The 15,129-nt window shown below is 71.6% G+C and carries 7 protein-coding genes; 2 read left to right on the forward strand and 5 right to left on the reverse strand.

What is annotated here, in order from left to right; translation table 11 throughout:
- Positions 1-50: 50 nt before the first annotated feature.
- Together LPC04_RS04705 and LPC04_RS04710 are read left to right on the forward strand one after the other, a co-directional pair.
- Complete coding sequence (locus tag LPC04_RS04705; protein ID WP_275681025.1) at positions 51-1,703, forward strand: flavin monoamine oxidase family protein; 1,653 nt, start codon at positions 51-53, stop codon at positions 1,701-1,703.
- Positions 1,700-2,719 carry a beta-ketoacyl-[acyl-carrier-protein] synthase family protein gene (locus LPC04_RS04710; RefSeq protein WP_275681026.1) on the forward strand — a complete coding sequence of 340 codons (1,020 nt, stop codon included), beginning with the start codon at positions 1,700-1,702 and terminating at the stop codon, positions 2,717-2,719. Before LPC04_RS04705 ends, LPC04_RS04710 begins: the two co-directional genes overlap by 4 nt.
- Here the strand turns inward: LPC04_RS04710 and LPC04_RS04715 are convergent.
- The 5 genes from LPC04_RS04715 to LPC04_RS04735 all read right to left on the reverse strand — a co-directional run bounded on the left by LPC04_RS04715 (position 2,710) and on the right by LPC04_RS04735 (position 15,124).
- Positions 2,710-6,744, reverse strand: a complete 4,035-nt coding sequence (locus tag LPC04_RS04715) for an AAA family ATPase (RefSeq protein WP_275681027.1) — start codon at positions 6,742-6,744, stop codon at positions 2,710-2,712. The genes LPC04_RS04710 and LPC04_RS04715 overlap by 10 nt on opposite strands.
- 107 nt (positions 6,745-6,851) lie before the next feature.
- On the reverse strand, positions 6,852-9,251 hold the full coding sequence (locus LPC04_RS04720; RefSeq protein WP_275681028.1) for a hybrid sensor histidine kinase/response regulator: 2,400 nt from the start codon (positions 9,249-9,251) through the stop codon (positions 6,852-6,854).
- 46 nt (positions 9,252-9,297) lie between these two features.
- Complete coding sequence (locus tag LPC04_RS04725; protein WP_275681029.1) at positions 9,298-11,298, reverse strand: acyl CoA:acetate/3-ketoacid CoA transferase; 2,001 nt, start codon at positions 11,296-11,298, stop codon at positions 9,298-9,300.
- Positions 11,299-11,460: 162 nt separating this feature from the next.
- The gene (gene cobA, locus LPC04_RS04730; protein WP_275681030.1) at positions 11,461-12,261 is read right to left on the reverse strand and encodes a uroporphyrinogen-III C-methyltransferase; all 801 of its coding nucleotides are present in this window, start codon (positions 12,259-12,261) and stop codon (positions 11,461-11,463) included.
- Between the two features lie 19 nt (positions 12,262-12,280).
- Positions 12,281-15,124, reverse strand: coding sequence for a nitrate reductase (locus LPC04_RS04735; RefSeq protein WP_275681031.1), 2,844 nt, complete (start codon positions 15,122-15,124; stop codon positions 12,281-12,283).
- Positions 15,125-15,129: the final 5 nt, after the last annotated feature.

Genomic DNA, 15,129 nt, shown 5'->3' on the forward strand with positions numbered 1-15,129 from the left:
TCCGGCCTTCGGATCGAGCGCGACGCACGTTGGCAAGCAAGGAGCAATCGATGAAGCACAAGGACAAGGGCGAGATCCTCGACGTCGCGATCGTCGGCGCGGGCGTCTCCGGCGTCTACAGCGGCTGGCGCATGCTCCGGGACGGCACGGCCAGGACGCCGCCGCGCATCGGGGTCTTCGAGGGCAGCGACCGCGTCGGCGGCCGCCTGCTGAGCCTGACGCCGCCCGGCATGCCCGACACGCGCTGCGAGTTCGGCGGGATGCGCTACATGTCGCGCCACGTGCTGGTGAACTGGCTGGTGGAGGAGTTCCACATGGCGACCGAGCCGATGCCGGTGGGCGACCCCGCCAACATCGCGTACCTGCGCGGCGAGCAGTTCCGGCTGTCGGATCTCAACACCGCGTCGACGCTGCCCTACCGCTTCCGCGGCGCCGAGAAGCATGTCGTCAACGACGCCGCGAATTCGCTGCTGCTGTTCGCGCTGCAGCAGATCGTGCCGACCTGCCTGGGCCTCTCGCACGATGCCTTGCTCATCGAGGTGCGCACCGCGAAGTTCCAGGGCACGCCGCTGCACCAGCTGGGCTTCTGGAACGTCCTGGCGCGGGTGCTGAGCCCCGACGGCTACGCGTTCGTGCGGGATACCGGCGGCTACGACTGCCTCGTCTCCAACTGGAGCGCGGCCGATGCGATCCCGTTCATCCTGGCTGACTTCGGCGCCAACGTGACCTACAGCCGCTTCCCGCACGGCTACGACGAGATGCCGCAGCGCCTGGCGCAGGAATTCGTGGCGGCCGGCGGCCAGTTGCACCTGAACACCTGGCTGCGTTCCTTCGACGCCGGCGCGCTGCCCGACGGCACCCAGGGCGTGCTGCTGAAGTTCGCCGACGGCGCGACGGTCGCCGCGCGCAAGCTGGTGCTCGCCATGCCGCGCCGCTCGCTCGAGATGCTGGAGCCCACGGGCGCCGTCCTCGATCCGGCGCATGTCGGCGTCCGCGCGCTGATCGAGTCGGTCAAGCCCATCCCCTTGTTCAAGATCTTCCTGTGCTACGACTACGCCTGGTGGGAAGCCGTCGGCGTGAAGGCCGGCCGCTCCATCACCGACCTGCCGATCCGCCAGTGCTACTACTGGGACACGGAGCCGAAGACGGCGACGTCGCCCGGCGGCGCCGCGCTGCTGGCGAGCTACGACGACGACCTCAGCGTGAGCTTCTGGGAAGGCCTGCGCAAGAAGACCGCGCACACCGAGCTGTGGGAGTCGCAGCGGCCGCAGGCGACGGCACCCGCGTCCTCGCAGGACTGGTCGTGGCACCAGGCGCCGGTCGCGATGGTCGAGGAGGCGCATCGCCAGCTGATGGAGATGCATGGGCTGTCCAGCGCCCCGGCGCCGTTCGCGGCCGCGTACCGCGACTGGACCGAGGATCCCTACGGCGGCGGCGTCAACTTCTGGCAGATCCACGCGCGCAGCTGGGAGGTGATGCAGGCCATAGTCCATCCGCGCGACGACGTGCCGGTCTACATCTGCGGCGAGGCCTACTCGCAGGAGCAGGGCTGGGTCGAGGGCGCGTTGCAGACGGCCGAGATCATGCTGCAGAAGCACTTCGGACTGACCCCGCCGCCGCCGATGGTGCCGCCCCTGTCGGCCGCCGAGCAGGCGCATCGGGTGCTGCGGTCGAAGCGGGCCAAGACGGCCAAGGCATCATGAGCGACGCGCATCGCCCGCTGGTCGGGCTGCTCGGTCTCGGCCATGCCGTGCCGGCCACGATCCGGACCAACGACGACCCGCTCTTCGACTGGATCAAGGCCAACCAGCCGAACGGCAATGCGCTGTTCGCCGGGTATGTCGATCGTCACGTGCTGGGGCCGGACGAGGCCATCGAGGACTGCATGGTCGCGGCGGCGAAGTCCGCCCTGGCCAACGCGCGACTGGCCGCGGCGGACGTCGACGTCGTGCTGGGCTTCGCGTCGGTCAGCGACTACCTCAGCCCGAACTCGCTGGCCCGGGTGCATGCCGTGCTCGGGCTCGCCCCGTCGTGCTGGGTGCTGCCCGTCAACGCCGATTTCAGCAACCATTCGGCCGCCCTGATGCTGGCCGACGGGCTGGTCGCCGCGGGACGCGCGCGCAACGTGCTGGTCGTCTGCGGCTCGAACTGGACGCGCCACGTCAGCAGCCACTCGCCCGAATGCGTGAGCGCGGGCGATGGCGCGGGCGCGGCGGTGATCGGCCTCACGCACGATCGCACCCGCTGGCGGGTCGCCGATCGCGAAGCGACGTTCCAGACCAGCGGCTACGGCAACATGACCATGCAGGGCGACGCGCTGACCGTGCAGGCGCCGCCGATGCCGCTGCCGGTCTCCGCGTGCTACTCCGAGCCGTACTATCACATCACGCCGGACGGCCTGGCGGAGTTCAAGACCTTCGGCGTCGACGAGCCGCCCGCCATCGTCGCCCGGCTGCTCGAACGCAACGCGATCGCCGCCAACACCGTCGCCATCATTCCGTACCAGGCCAGCAGCACGCTGCTCGATGCGTGGGACAAGGCCCTCCAGCCCCGGCAGATGCTGCACACGCTCGCGGCCTACGGGAACATGGTGATCGCCAACCTCGCCGTGAACCTGTCCGCGCGGTCAGCGGATATCGAGGGCGACTGTGCCGTGCTGCTCGGGCTCGGCCCGGAGCCGCACGCCACGGCCCTGCTGCTGCGCCGCGATCACGCGTAGCGGCGATCCAGCCGGTCGACCAGCGCGTCGGCGCCCCACAGCATGCAGGCCTCGCGGGCCGCGTCCACGCTGGCGGCGGCGGGGTGTCCCGCGCGATCCAGCAGCGCCGCGCAGCGTTCGTGGGCCAGGGCCTCGTAGTGGATCTGGCCCAGGCCGCGCGCGATCTCGGCCGCCGTGTTCAACGCATCGCGCGCGGCGGCGATGCGTCCCTCGGTCGCGCCGAGCTCGCCTTCGACGAGCAACAGGCGGTGCTCGAAGGCACGCGGCCCCGCGGCGGCCCAGGTGCGGATCTGGCCGATCACGGCGCGGGCGTCGTCCAGCAGTCCGGCCCGTTCCGTGCCCGGCTGCGATGCGAGCTCCTGGGCGCGCGCAAGAAGGGCGAGCGCGCGGTAGACCGCGAACTCCGACTCCACGGGCTGGCCGGCGATCGCCTGGATCATCGGCAGCGCGCGCGCGACGCAGTCGAGGGCGGCCGCGAAATCGCCCGCGAGGTAGTGCAGGCGCAGCTTGGCCGCGTAGTACCAGCCCGCCTCCTCGTGCAGGTCGGTGCGGCAGACCGAGGCGAGGTCGCGTTCCTCGTCGTATTCGTCGTCGGTCAGCGTCGCGAGGTCGCGCGTGCGGCCCGCGAGCGCCTTGGCGATCTGCAGCTGGAGGACGCAATGGTAGGCCGCGTTCAGCACGCGGCGCCCGTTGCGCGCGTAGTTGCGGCGCGCGAGGTCCATCACGTCCGACAGCGGCCGGCCGCCGTACGCCAGGTAGATGACGTGGGCCGAGTTGTTGAAGCAGGCGTACATCAGGTCGCCGCTGGCGAATCCCGCGTCGGCCGCGTTCGCCGCCATCTCGAGGCACTCCTCGACCGGGTTGAGCCAGTGGTCGTTGAAGTAGTGGTGGATGAACGCGACGGGCGAGAACAGGCGCTTGCCATGGCGGGCATCGAGGTCCAGCGAGAGCCGGCTGAAGGCGAACGCCGTGAGCGCGTCACCGGTGATGGCCCGGTAGACGATCGAGAACATCGAGTATGTCAGCGGCGCCTCGGGCCCGTTGCCGTGCTCCAGCGTCAGCGACATGCAGCGCAGCGCGATGAGCGCGAACAGCTCGCCCTGGCCGCTGACATGCACGGCCGGCTCGATGCGCAGCAGCATGCCGATCGTCGCGCCCACGTTCTCGTCGGCCAGGCGCGGCAGGTCCATCAGCGCGGCGGGCTTGCGGCCCGCCAGCAGGCCCTGGATGCGCTGGAGCTCGGCCCCGATGAGCGGCACGATGTCGGCGCGCGCCCTCGGCAGCGTGACCCCGAGCAGGCGCACCGCCTGCAGCCCGAGCTCCACCGACGCGCTGGCGAAGCCCATGTTGAAGCTGCGCACGGCGCTCTTGTCGAGATAGCTCACGGCGCGCGCGACCACGCCTGCGCGCGTCCAGTGATGGGCCAGCAGCGCGAGCAGCTCCGGCCGTTCCTCGCTGTAGGCGCGCTCGTACCACTCCGCCGCGGCCTGGTGCAGGGTGCGGCGCTGGGCGAACAGCATCAGGTCGTAGGCCACCTCGTGCGTGATGACGTGGTTGAAGCCGTACGACAGCTCCGGCTCGGGCTCGATCAGCACCGTGAGCGCCGCGTTGCGCAAGGCCTCGAGCAGCGACTCCAGCGACGACAGGTCGGCATGCACCGGATGGATCTCGCGCAGCAGGCGCACCACGAAGGCGGGCCCGATGACGCTGGCGACCTTGAGCACGAGCTGCTCGCGCGGCGGCAGCCGGTCGATGCGCGAGGTCACGAGGCCGCGCACCGTGTCGGGGAAGGCCAGGGCCTCGACGTCCACGTTGCCTGCGAACCGGCACAGTCCCTCGTCGACCACGACCACGCCGGTCTCGTGCAGCGACGACGCGAGTTCCTCGGCCAGGAACGGATGGCCCGCCGCGCGGCTGCGGATCAGGGCCTCGACCTCGGGATCCAGCGCGGCCGCGCTCAACCGGCGGCGCGCGAGCGTCAGGGTCTGCTCGTCGTCGAGCGGCCCGAGCGCCAGCACCGTGCAGTGCGGCACCTGGCCCAGATCGGCGAGCTCCGGCGGCACGGGGTCGATCCGCGGCCGCGACGAGACCGCCAGCAGCAGCCGTTCGACCTGGCGGCTGGCGTCGCGCACCAGCGTCCAGGACAGCGGGTCGAACCAGTGCGCGTCCTCCAGGATCACGCAGGACGGGCGCATCGCGGCCGCGCGCTCCAGGCAGGCGATCAACAGGTCGTGCGTGGCGCTCGCGCGCAACGGGCCCGCGATGCCCGCGGTCTCCGGCGTCTCGCCCCCGCCGAGCGCGAACAGCGCGCCCAGCAGCGGCGCGCGCGGCGCGAGGCGCTCGCCGAGCCAGCGTTCCACCGCGCTGCGGCGCAGCGCCGGGTCGTCGACGCCCTCGATGCCGAACATCGCGGTGAACGCGCCCCGCCACGCGAAATACGGCGTGGCCGATTCGACCGCATCGCCGCAGCCGCGCATCGCCGCGACGCCGGAGTCGGCCGCCCGGTGGGCCAGTTCCGCGATGACGCACGACTTCCCGATGCCGGCTTCGCCCAGCACCAGCAGCGTGTGCGCCTGCTCGCCGTGCGCCGTCTGCTGCACGGCCCGCTCGATCGCCGCACGTTCCAGCGCGCGTCCGACGATGGCGGTGGAAGCCGCGCGTTCGCCACGCCGATCGAGCACCCGCACCGGGCGCGCGACGGCGATGGGCTGGTCCTTTCCCTTCACCCGGAGCGGCTCGAGCGCCTCGAATTCCACGCCGCCGATGCAGCCCTGCCGCGTGGCCGCGTCGCACAGGATGCGGTTGGCCGGCGGCATCCGCGTGGCGGATTCCATCAGCCGGGCGGCGATGTTCATCGCGTCCCCGATCACCGCATATTCGCGCCGCAGGTCGGTGCCGACGACGCCGCAGAAGCAGCGCCCGGTCGCCAGGCCGAAGGCGGCGGCGTGGTCCGCGGCGGCGAAGGCATTGCGCAATTCGAGCGCGGCGCGCGTGCCGCGGACGCTGTCGTCCTCGTGCGAGAACGGCGGCAGCCCGAACATGACGATGAAGCCGACGCCCTTGTCGTCGACGACGATCTCCTTCAGGAAGCCCTCGTAGCGCTGGATGATGGGCTGGACGCGGCACATCAGCGCGTCCAGCCGCTGCAGCCAGCCCGGTTCGGCGTGGTCGAGATCGGCGATCTGGACGAACAGCACCGTCACCTGGCGCAGCTCGGCCAGCCACTTGCCATGCCCGGCGGCCAGGCGCGCGCGGATGGGCGCGGGGACGTAGCCCTCGATCCGGCGCAGCGCCTGCTCGGTCCAGCGCGGCAGGCGGGTCGGGGCCAGCGGAGGCGTCTCCAGCATGTCCAGGCACCAGGGCCAGTCGCCCGCGGACGCCTCGCCCGCCGCCTCGCGAAGGCGATCCCACTCGCCCTTGCACACCACGGTGTCGCCCGCCTCGGCTTGCGCCTGCGCCTGCGCGACCTCGGTCATCGGCGGCCCGCCGACCACGTAGTAGGCGCCGTCGCCGCTGCGCAGCTCGGCCGCGGCCACGGTGCCGTGCGCGACGCTGACGCGCATCGACAGCGTCGTGCCTTCGCCCGCGTCGTAGCGATACAGGCCGATCTGGATCTCGCGCGCGCAGGCGGCCGCGCGCTGGGTCGCCTGCATCAGGTCGCCGCCCTTGGCCGGCCAGAGCACCAGCAGGGCGTCGCCGGCGAACTTCAGCGGCTCGCCGCCATGGGCCGCAACCAGCGCCAACACCTTGCCGAAGTAGTCGTTGAGCAGTCGGTACAACTCCTCCGCGCCCGCGTCGCCGCGTCGCGCCAGCCGGGTTGCCAGCGGCGTGAAGCCGGTGATGTCGGCGAACATGACCGCCGCGTCGCCGACGTGGGCCTCGAGCTCGCCTTCGGGCGGCGGCTCGGCGACCGGCGCTGCGAGCGCGTGGCGCCAGACCTCGGCCGGCGCGTAGCTCGCGCGCTCCGCGGCCGACGCGTGGTTCAGTCGCGCCGTGGGTGCCCCCGTGAAATGACTCTCGGCCAAATCCGCTTCCCCCAGCTCCGCCGGATCGCGAGCCAGCGGCCCGGATCGACAGTCGGCGACAAGTCTACTGCGGCAGGCGCGTTCGTAACAGATGGAAACCGAGCCGGCTACTTCGGCCGGGACTTGGCGCCGACGATCTTCTCCAGCGCGCCGAGGTCCACGGGCTTGACCAGGTGCTCGTCGAAGCCGGCCTCCACCGACCGGCGCTTGTCGGCCTCGTGGCCGAACCCGCTCAATGCGAGCACCAGCAACTCCTGTCCGCCAGGCGCCGCCCGTAGCGCCCGGGCCGCGTCCAGTCCATCGAGGATGGGCATGGCGATGTCCAGCACCGCGACATGCGGCATGAACGTCTGCGCAATCGCGATGGCCTGCGCCCCGTCGCTGGCCACCCGGGTCTCGTGGCCGGCCATCTCGAGGAACAGGGCCAGGCTCGTGGCGGCGTCCTCGTTGTCGTCGGCGATCAGGATGCGGCGGGGATCCGTCGTCTTGCCGATCCGCTCGTCGCCCGGCTTGCGTGCGCTGGCGTCTTCGTGCGCCGGCGCAAGCGGCAGGCAGACGATGAATTCGCTGCCCATGCCCAGGCCCGCGCTCTCCGCGTGCACCTTGCCGCCCTGGGCCTCCACCAGCCGCTTCACCAGGGTCAGCCCGATCCCGAGCCCGCCGGTGACCTGCGCGTAGGAGCGGTCGACCTGCTCGAACATGTTGAAGACGTGCTCCAGCTTGTCGGCCCGCAGGCCGATGCCGTTGTCGCGGACGCGGATCAGCGCGAAGTCCCCGCCGCGCTCGAGCGACACGCTGAGCCTTCCGCGCGCCGGCGTGAACTTCGCCGCGTTGTTCAGGAGGTTCGTGATGACCTGGACGATGCGCACCGGATCCGCCGACACCACCAGGTCCTCGCCGGGAAGATTGAGCGCCAGCTCGTGCGACGCCGCCTCGATGGCCGGCCGGCTCGCCTCCGCGGCCAGCCCGACGGCCGAGGCCAGCGACAGGCGTTCCATCTTGAGATCGATCAGCCCGCGGCTGAGGCGCGACACGTCCAGCAGGTCGTCGATCAGCCGCACCATCTGGACGACCTGGCGCTCCATCAGCTCGCGGGTCCGGGCGATCATCGCGGCGTCGTTGCCCGCGAGGCTCTGGATCCTCAGCGCGTTGCGGATGGGCGCCAGCGGATTGCGCAGCTCGTGCGCCAGCGTCGCGAGGAACTCGTCCTTCATCCTGCCGGCGTCCGACAACTCCTCGCTTAGGCGCCGATAGCGCTCCTCGCTGGCGCGCAGCACCGCCTCCGAGCTGGATCGCTCCACGGCGCTCCGGGTTCGCGCGGCCGCCTCCTGGATGAAGCGCAGCTCGTCGGCCGTCCAGTCGCGCACCTTGTCGTCGTTGACGAACAGCACCGCCACCAGGCGTCCCTGCTCCAGCACCGGGACGTTGACGAACGATCGCGCATGCCTGGCCTCGAGCGCGCCGGCGGCCGCGGCGGTGCGCGGATCGAGGCGGACGTCGGGGATGGCGATGAACTCGCCCCGGCGCAGGCTGTCGATGAACGTGCCGTAGGCGAGCAGCGGCGTCACGCCGGCCAGCGATTGCACGTCCGCCCGGATCCAGTCGCGATCCACGAAGAGATTGCCGCTGTCGTGGTCGACCGTCCCGTAGCCGACCCGGCTGGCGTCGAGCACCGTTCCGAGAACCTCGGCGCCCCGATAGCCCGCCTCGGTGGCGTCGGACGCATTGCCCAGCCGCTGCGAAAGATCCGACAGCGCCTCGCGCTGGATCTCCTGCGCCTTGCGATCGCTCACGTTGCGGAAATAGACGGAGACGCCCTCGTGCGCCGGAAAGACGGTCACCTCGTACCAACGGGCCTGGTTGGCGTAGTAGGCCGTGAACGACGTCTTGATGCGCGTGTCCATCGTCCGGTGGTAGTTGTCCCAGAACGGCGTGCCTTCGAGACCGGGATAGACCTCCCAGAGCACCCGCCCGGCGAGCGAGCCCTGCTCGACGCCGAGGATGCGATGCGCTTCCGCATTCACGTAGCCGAAGCACCAGCGGCGATCCAGCGTGAAGAAGCCCTCGGTGATGCTCTCCAGGATCTCGACGGCGCTGCGGTTGGACGTCACCGTCGCCTCCTCGACCCGATGCACGATCACCTCGACGCTGCCGTCGTCGGCGAGCACGGGGACGTTCAGCGGCGACCAGTAGCGCTCCTCGAACGCGCCCCCTTTCGAGGCCGGCTGGCGGACGTCGTAGCGCACCACGGGCATGCGGTCCGGCTCGCCGGTCGCGATCACGCGTTCGAGCGAGGCGCGCAGCGTCCGGCTGCCGACGGGATCGGTCGACGGGTTGTCCGGGAAGACATCGAACAGCGGCCGGCCCAGGATGGACTCGTCCGAATGCGAGTTCCGCAGGTAGTCCTCGCTGGCACCGAGGATGGTGAAGCTCGCGTCCGGCCGCAGCAGCACGAACATGCCGGGCGTCACGCGAAGCAGTCGTTGCAGGTCGGTCAGGTCGGGCATGGCAGGCGCTGAGGACGCCCGCGACGCGCGGGCTCGACGACGGACTTTAGTTCACCTGCGGCCGATCGATCTGGCGGAGTTCCGCCAGCCTGCGCTCCGCCTCCGAGGCCGAGTCGAAGATGTGCGGCACGTGTCCTCGATCCTTGAGCGCCGCGCCCAGCCTCGCGTGCACGAAGGCGCTGGTCGTGTAGCGCGTGACGTTGCTGTAGCGCGCGCCGGCCACGTCGCGCACCATGTCGACGTAGGCGTCCAGCAGGTCCGGCGCGACGGTGAAGTTGTCGTAGTTCACGATGGCCGGCACCTTGCGGCCGAGCGGCGCGAGGCGCCGCTCGAGCTCGGCGCGGATGGCCTCGATGTCCGCGACGCTGCGCACCGTGAAGCCCTCGAAGTTCGCGAAGAAGTGCTGGCGGTCGGCATCGAACGTGAAGCGCTGGTCCAGCGGCAGGCACAGCATGTCGGCCCGCAGCCCGATCGGTTCTTCGTTGAACAGGTGCGTCGGCATCTCGCGCAGGCTGCTGGAGATGAGCGGCCGGAAGGCCATCTGCGCGAGGATGTCGCGCTCGACGTCGATGCCCGGCGCGATCTCGATGAGCTCGAGCTGCGGCAGGCCGTCGACCGCGCGCAGTTCCATCACGCAGCGCTCGGTGATGTAGAGCGCCGGCTGGCGACGCCGGACCGCCACGGCGCCGCTGTAGGTGCGGTGCTCGACCTGCTCGACGAACTTGCGCGTCCGGCCTTCTTTGGCGATGCGCAGCCTGCCGTCGGCGATCGCCACCTCCAGTCCGCTCGCCGTGAAGGTGCCGACGAACACCACCTTCTTCGCGCTCTGGCTGATGTTGATGAAGCCACCTGCGCCGGCGAAGCGCGGCCCGAAGCGGCTCACGTTGAGGTTGCCTTCGCGGTCGGCCTGCGCCAGGCCGAGGAACGCGATGTCGAGGCCGCCGCCGTCGTAGAAGTCGAACTGGTAGGGTTGGTCGATCACGGCCTGCGTGTTGATCGCGGCGCCAAAGTCGAGGCCGGCCGCGGGGATGCCGCCGATGACGCCGGGCTCGGTCGTCAGCGTCAGCAGGTCGACGATGCGCTCCTCATTGGCGACGCTGGCGATGCCCTCGGGCATGCCGATGCCGAGGTTGACGACGCTGTTGGCCCGCAGCTCCAGCGCCGCGCGGCGCGCGATGATCTTGCGCTCGTCGAGCGGCAGCGGCGCGTTGGCGCCGGCGGGCACGCGCATCTCGCCGCTGAAGCCGGCGTTGTAGCGGGTGCCGAAGGTCTGCCAGTGGTGGTCGGGCTCGGCCACCACCACGCAGTCGACCAGCAGGCCCGGCACCTTGACGTCGCGCGGCTTGAGCGCGCCGCGCTCGGCCAGGCGCTCGACCTGCGCGATCACGATGCCGCCGCTGTTGTGGGCGGCCGTCGCCATCGACAGCGCCTCCAGCGTCAACGCCTCGCGTTCCATCGTCAGGTTGCCTTCCAGGTCGGCGGTCGTCGCACGGATGATGGCCACGTCGACCGGGAAGGCCTTGTAGAACAGGAACTCCTCGCCGCCCACCGTCATGGACTCGACCAGCGCCTCGGTCGTGCGCTCGTTCATGCGTCCGCCGCCGTGGCGCGGGTCGACGAAGGTGCCGAGGCCGATGCGGCTCAGGTGGCCGGGACGCCGCGCGGCGATGTCGCGAAACAGGCAGCTGATCACGCCCTGCGGCAGGTTGTAGGCCTCGATCCGGTTGTCGAGCGCGAGACGGCCGAGGCCGGGCACGAGGCCCCAGTGGCCGCCGATCACGCGCCGCACCAGCCCTTCGTGCGCGAGATGGTTGAGCCCCTTGCCGGCGCCGTCGCCCTGCCCTGCGGGATAGACCAGCGTCAGCTCGCGGGGCCCGTCGCCGGACTTGAACCGCTTCTCGACCGCAATCGCGATCTCCTCGGCGAAGCCGATGCCGACGAAGCCGCTGGTGGCGACGGTGTCGCCATCGCGGATCAGGCGCACGGCCTGCTCGGCCGTGACGACCTTGTTGCGGTCCGTGATCCGGTGATCGAGCGACGCTGCCATGGCGACCTCCAACGAGAGACGTGCTGCGGCTCGTCGCGCCGCGGCCAGGTCCAGCACACGCGGCGAGTGCCTGCACGTACTGTGGCAGGTTCCTGGCGTTGGCGACAGTCGGGTTCACCGGCATGCCGGGAGCCCGCCCGTTCAGCGCATCAGGCTGCGTCGTCAGGTGCCGACCCGTTCGACGGACCCGAACGCGTCGACGCGCGCATCGCGCAGGACGCGCCCGATGATCAGGACGGCCGGACTGCCCAGGCCGTGCGCCGCCACCGCGTCGACGAGGCCGCCGAGCGTCGTCACCAGCCGCCGCTCGTCGCGCGTGCTGGCGCGTTCGACGACGGCCGCGGGCAGGTCGGCGGGCAGCGCCGCCAGCAGCTGCGCCGCGATCTGCTCCAGGCGCGAGACGCCCATGTAGATCACCAGCGTCACGCCGGTCGCCGCGAGCGCCGCGATCCCGCGCCAGTCCGGGCCCGCCGAGCCCGGTCGCGCGTGCCCGGTGAGCAGCAACGTCGCCTGCGACTCCATGCGTCGATCCGTCCAGCCCACGCCCAGCGAGGCGGCCGCGCCCAGGCCCGCGGTGATGCCGTTGACGATCTCGACTTCCAGGCCGGCCGCGCGAAGCGCCGCGATCTCCTCGCCGGCGCGGCCGAAGATCAGCGGATCGCCGCCCTTGAGCCGGACGACCTTCTCCCCGGCCAGCGCCTCGCGCACCATGAGCTTCTCGATGAAGTCCTGCGGCGTCGATGCACAGCCGCCGCGCTTGCCGACGTGGATCACGCGCGGCGCGGGCTCGGCGCCTTCGAGCACCGATCCGAGCACTTGCCGGCCGACGAGGTCATCGACCAGGATGACCGTCGCGGCGCGCAGGACCCGGACTGCCTTGAGCGTCAGCAGCTCGGGATCGCCAGGGCCGGCGCCGACCAGGTGAACAGGGTGAAGGACAGGCTTCATGGTGTCGAGTCGCATGGGGTTGTCTCCAGGTCGATTACGCCAGCGTACGCTCCGCCGCCGCCTGCGCAAGGCGGCGCAGGCGCGGCAGGCAGGAGCCGCAGTTGGTGCCGAAATGCAGCCGGGCCTGGGCCTGCGCGAGCCGCTGCGACGAACCGCCATCCGCGGCTTCAAGGGCGGCTGTCGCGGTCGCCACGCTGACGTCGAAGCAGGTGCACAGCTGCGGACTGGCCGGCGCCGCCGGGCCAGGCGCCACGCCCTCGCGCGCGCCCGGCGCGAGCATCCGGCGTGCCGGCATCGCGAGCGGCTCGCCGCCTTGCAGCGTGTCGCGCCACCACGCCGCGAGCGCCGGGTCGCCGCCGTCCGCCCCGCTGACCCAGAAAGCCGCCAGGCGCTCCTGGCCCGCGGCATCGCGCCGCACGCGCAACGCGCGTTGCAGGCCGCTGCGCGGATCGCGGTAGTCGAGCACGGTCTCGGCCCGAAGCGCCAGCGCCGCCCGCAGCGCATCGAGCACGTCCGCGGTCGGCACCTCGCTCGCGGCGGCGTCGAGCCGGAGTCCGACCCAGCCGCGCTCGTCCGGCTCGCGTCCGAACGGCAGGCAGCTTGCATAGCCGAACTGCGCGAGCAGCGGCCGGATGCGCTCGCGCCGCGTCAGCGCCTCGTCCTGCGGCAGCCAGGCCATCGCGCGCAGGCGCCAGGGCAGCCCGGCGCGCGCGATGCGCACGGCGCAGTGCTTGAGTTCGGGCTGCCTGGCCTGCGGGCAGGACGCGGGCGTCGTCAACGCGTTGATGCCGGCGAACGGGGCGACACCGTCGCCGCGCCCAGTCAGCGACTCCTCGCCCCAGTGCATCGCGATGAACGCCTGGGCCGAGGCCTGGGCGTCGCCGCGGCGTGCGGGCAGCACCAGCTCGCCGCGGCGCGACGTGACGCGCACGAGCTCGCCCTCGGCCAGATTGAGCCGCGCCATGTCCTGCGCGCAGAGATCGATGGCCGGCCCGTGGACGTCGCCGTAGAGCCGGCCGAGCGTGCCCGTCCGGCTCATGCCGTGCCACTGGTCGCGCAGGCGGCCCGTCGTCAGCGAGAACGGAAAGCGCGCGTCGCGCGGTTCGGCGGGCGGCCTGGCGGCGATGTCGAAGAAGCGCGCGCGGCCGTCTGGCGTGGGGAAACGGCCATCGGCGTAGAGCCGGGCCAGGCCGCGCGTCGCACCGGCGGGAAAGGGCCACTGCTGCGGGCCGTCGCGTTCGAGCAGCGCGTAGCTCAGGCCGGTGATGTCGAGGTCGCGGCCACGCGTGGTCGCACGATGTTCGTTCCAGACCGATTCCGCGTCGTCGTAAGGAAACAGCGACACCCGGCCCGGGCGCAACTGCCGCTCGATGCGGCGCGCCACGTCGACGACGATGCGCCAGTCGTCGCGCGCCTCGCCCGCCGCGCGCACCGCCGGGCGCACGCGGCTGATGCGGCGCTCGCTGTTGGTGACGCTGCCGCTCTTCTCGCCCCAGGTCGACGCGGGCAGCAGCAGGTCGGCGAACGGTGCGGTCGCGGTGGTCGCAAAGGCCTCCTGCAGCACGACGAACTCGGCGCGCTCGAGCGCGCGGCGCACGGTCGCCTGGTCGGGCATCGACTGCGCCGGATTCGTGCACGCGATCCACAGCAGCCGGATCTCGCCGTCGGCCGCGGCCTCGAACATCTCGATGGCCGTCTTGCCCGGCGTGGCGGGCACGTCGTCGACACCCCACAGCGCCGCGACCTCCGCGCGATGCGCCGGATCGCCCAGGTCGCGATGCGCCGACAGCAGGTTGGCGAGCCCGCCAACCTCGCGCCCGCCCATTGCGTTGGGCTGGCCGGTGAGCGAGAACGGTCCCGCGCCTGGCCGCCCGATCTGGCCGGTGGCCAGATGCAGGTTGATCAGCGAGCCGTTGTTGGCCGTCCCCTGCGCGCTCTGGTTCAGGCCCATGCAGTACAGCGACAGCACCGCGGCCGACCCGCCCCACCAGCGCGCGGCGGTGACGATGTCCTCCTCGCGCAGCCCGGTGGCGCGCGCAGTCTCGCGCGGCGTGCATTCGCGCACGCGGTCGCGCAACGCCTCGAAGCCGGACGTGTGCGCGCGGACGAACGCGGCGTCCGTCAGCCCGTCCCACAACATCAGGTGCAGCAGGCCGTGATACAGCGCGATGTCCGATCCCGGCAGGATCTGCAGGTGCAGGTCGGCCATCGCCGCCGTCTCGGTCTTGCGCGGATCGACGACGATCCACTTCTGCGACGGCCGCGCCGCCTTCGCATCCTCCAGGCGGCGGCACAGGATCGGATGCGCCCATGCGAGGTTGCTGCCGGTGATGAAGACGAGGTCGGCGTCGGCGAAGTCGTCGTAGCACGTGGGTGGGGCGTCCGCGCCGAGCGTGGCCTTGTAGCCGGACACGGCGCTCGACATGCACAGCCGCGAGTTGGTGTCGACGTTGTTGGTGCCCAGCAGGCCCTTGGCGAGCTTGTTGAAGACGTAGTAGTCCTCGGTCAGGAGCTGGCCCGAGATGTACAGGCCGACCGCGTCGGGGCCGTGCGCGCGCACCGTGTCGACGAGGCGATCCGACAGCGTGGCCAGCGCCTCGTCCCATCCGATCGCCGCGGCCGCCGCGCCGCGCCGCGCTCGCCGCATCGGGTGCAGCAGGCGCGACTGCGCCGCGACGTGAGGCGCCGCCGTCAGGTGCAGCGTGCTTCCCTTGGTGCACAGGCGGCCGAAGTTGGCCGGATGCTCGGGGTCGCCGCGCACGTCGACGATGGTCGAACCTTCGGTGCGGATGATCACGCCGCAGCCGACGCCGCAATACGGGCACGTCGAACGCGTCTCGCGCGCGTCCTGCGAGGCGATGGGGATGACGCGGGCCAAGGCGA

Source organism: Scleromatobacter humisilvae, assembly GCF_023231945.1.
Taxonomy (GTDB): domain Bacteria; phylum Pseudomonadota; class Gammaproteobacteria; order Burkholderiales; family Burkholderiaceae_C; genus Scleromatobacter; species Scleromatobacter humisilvae.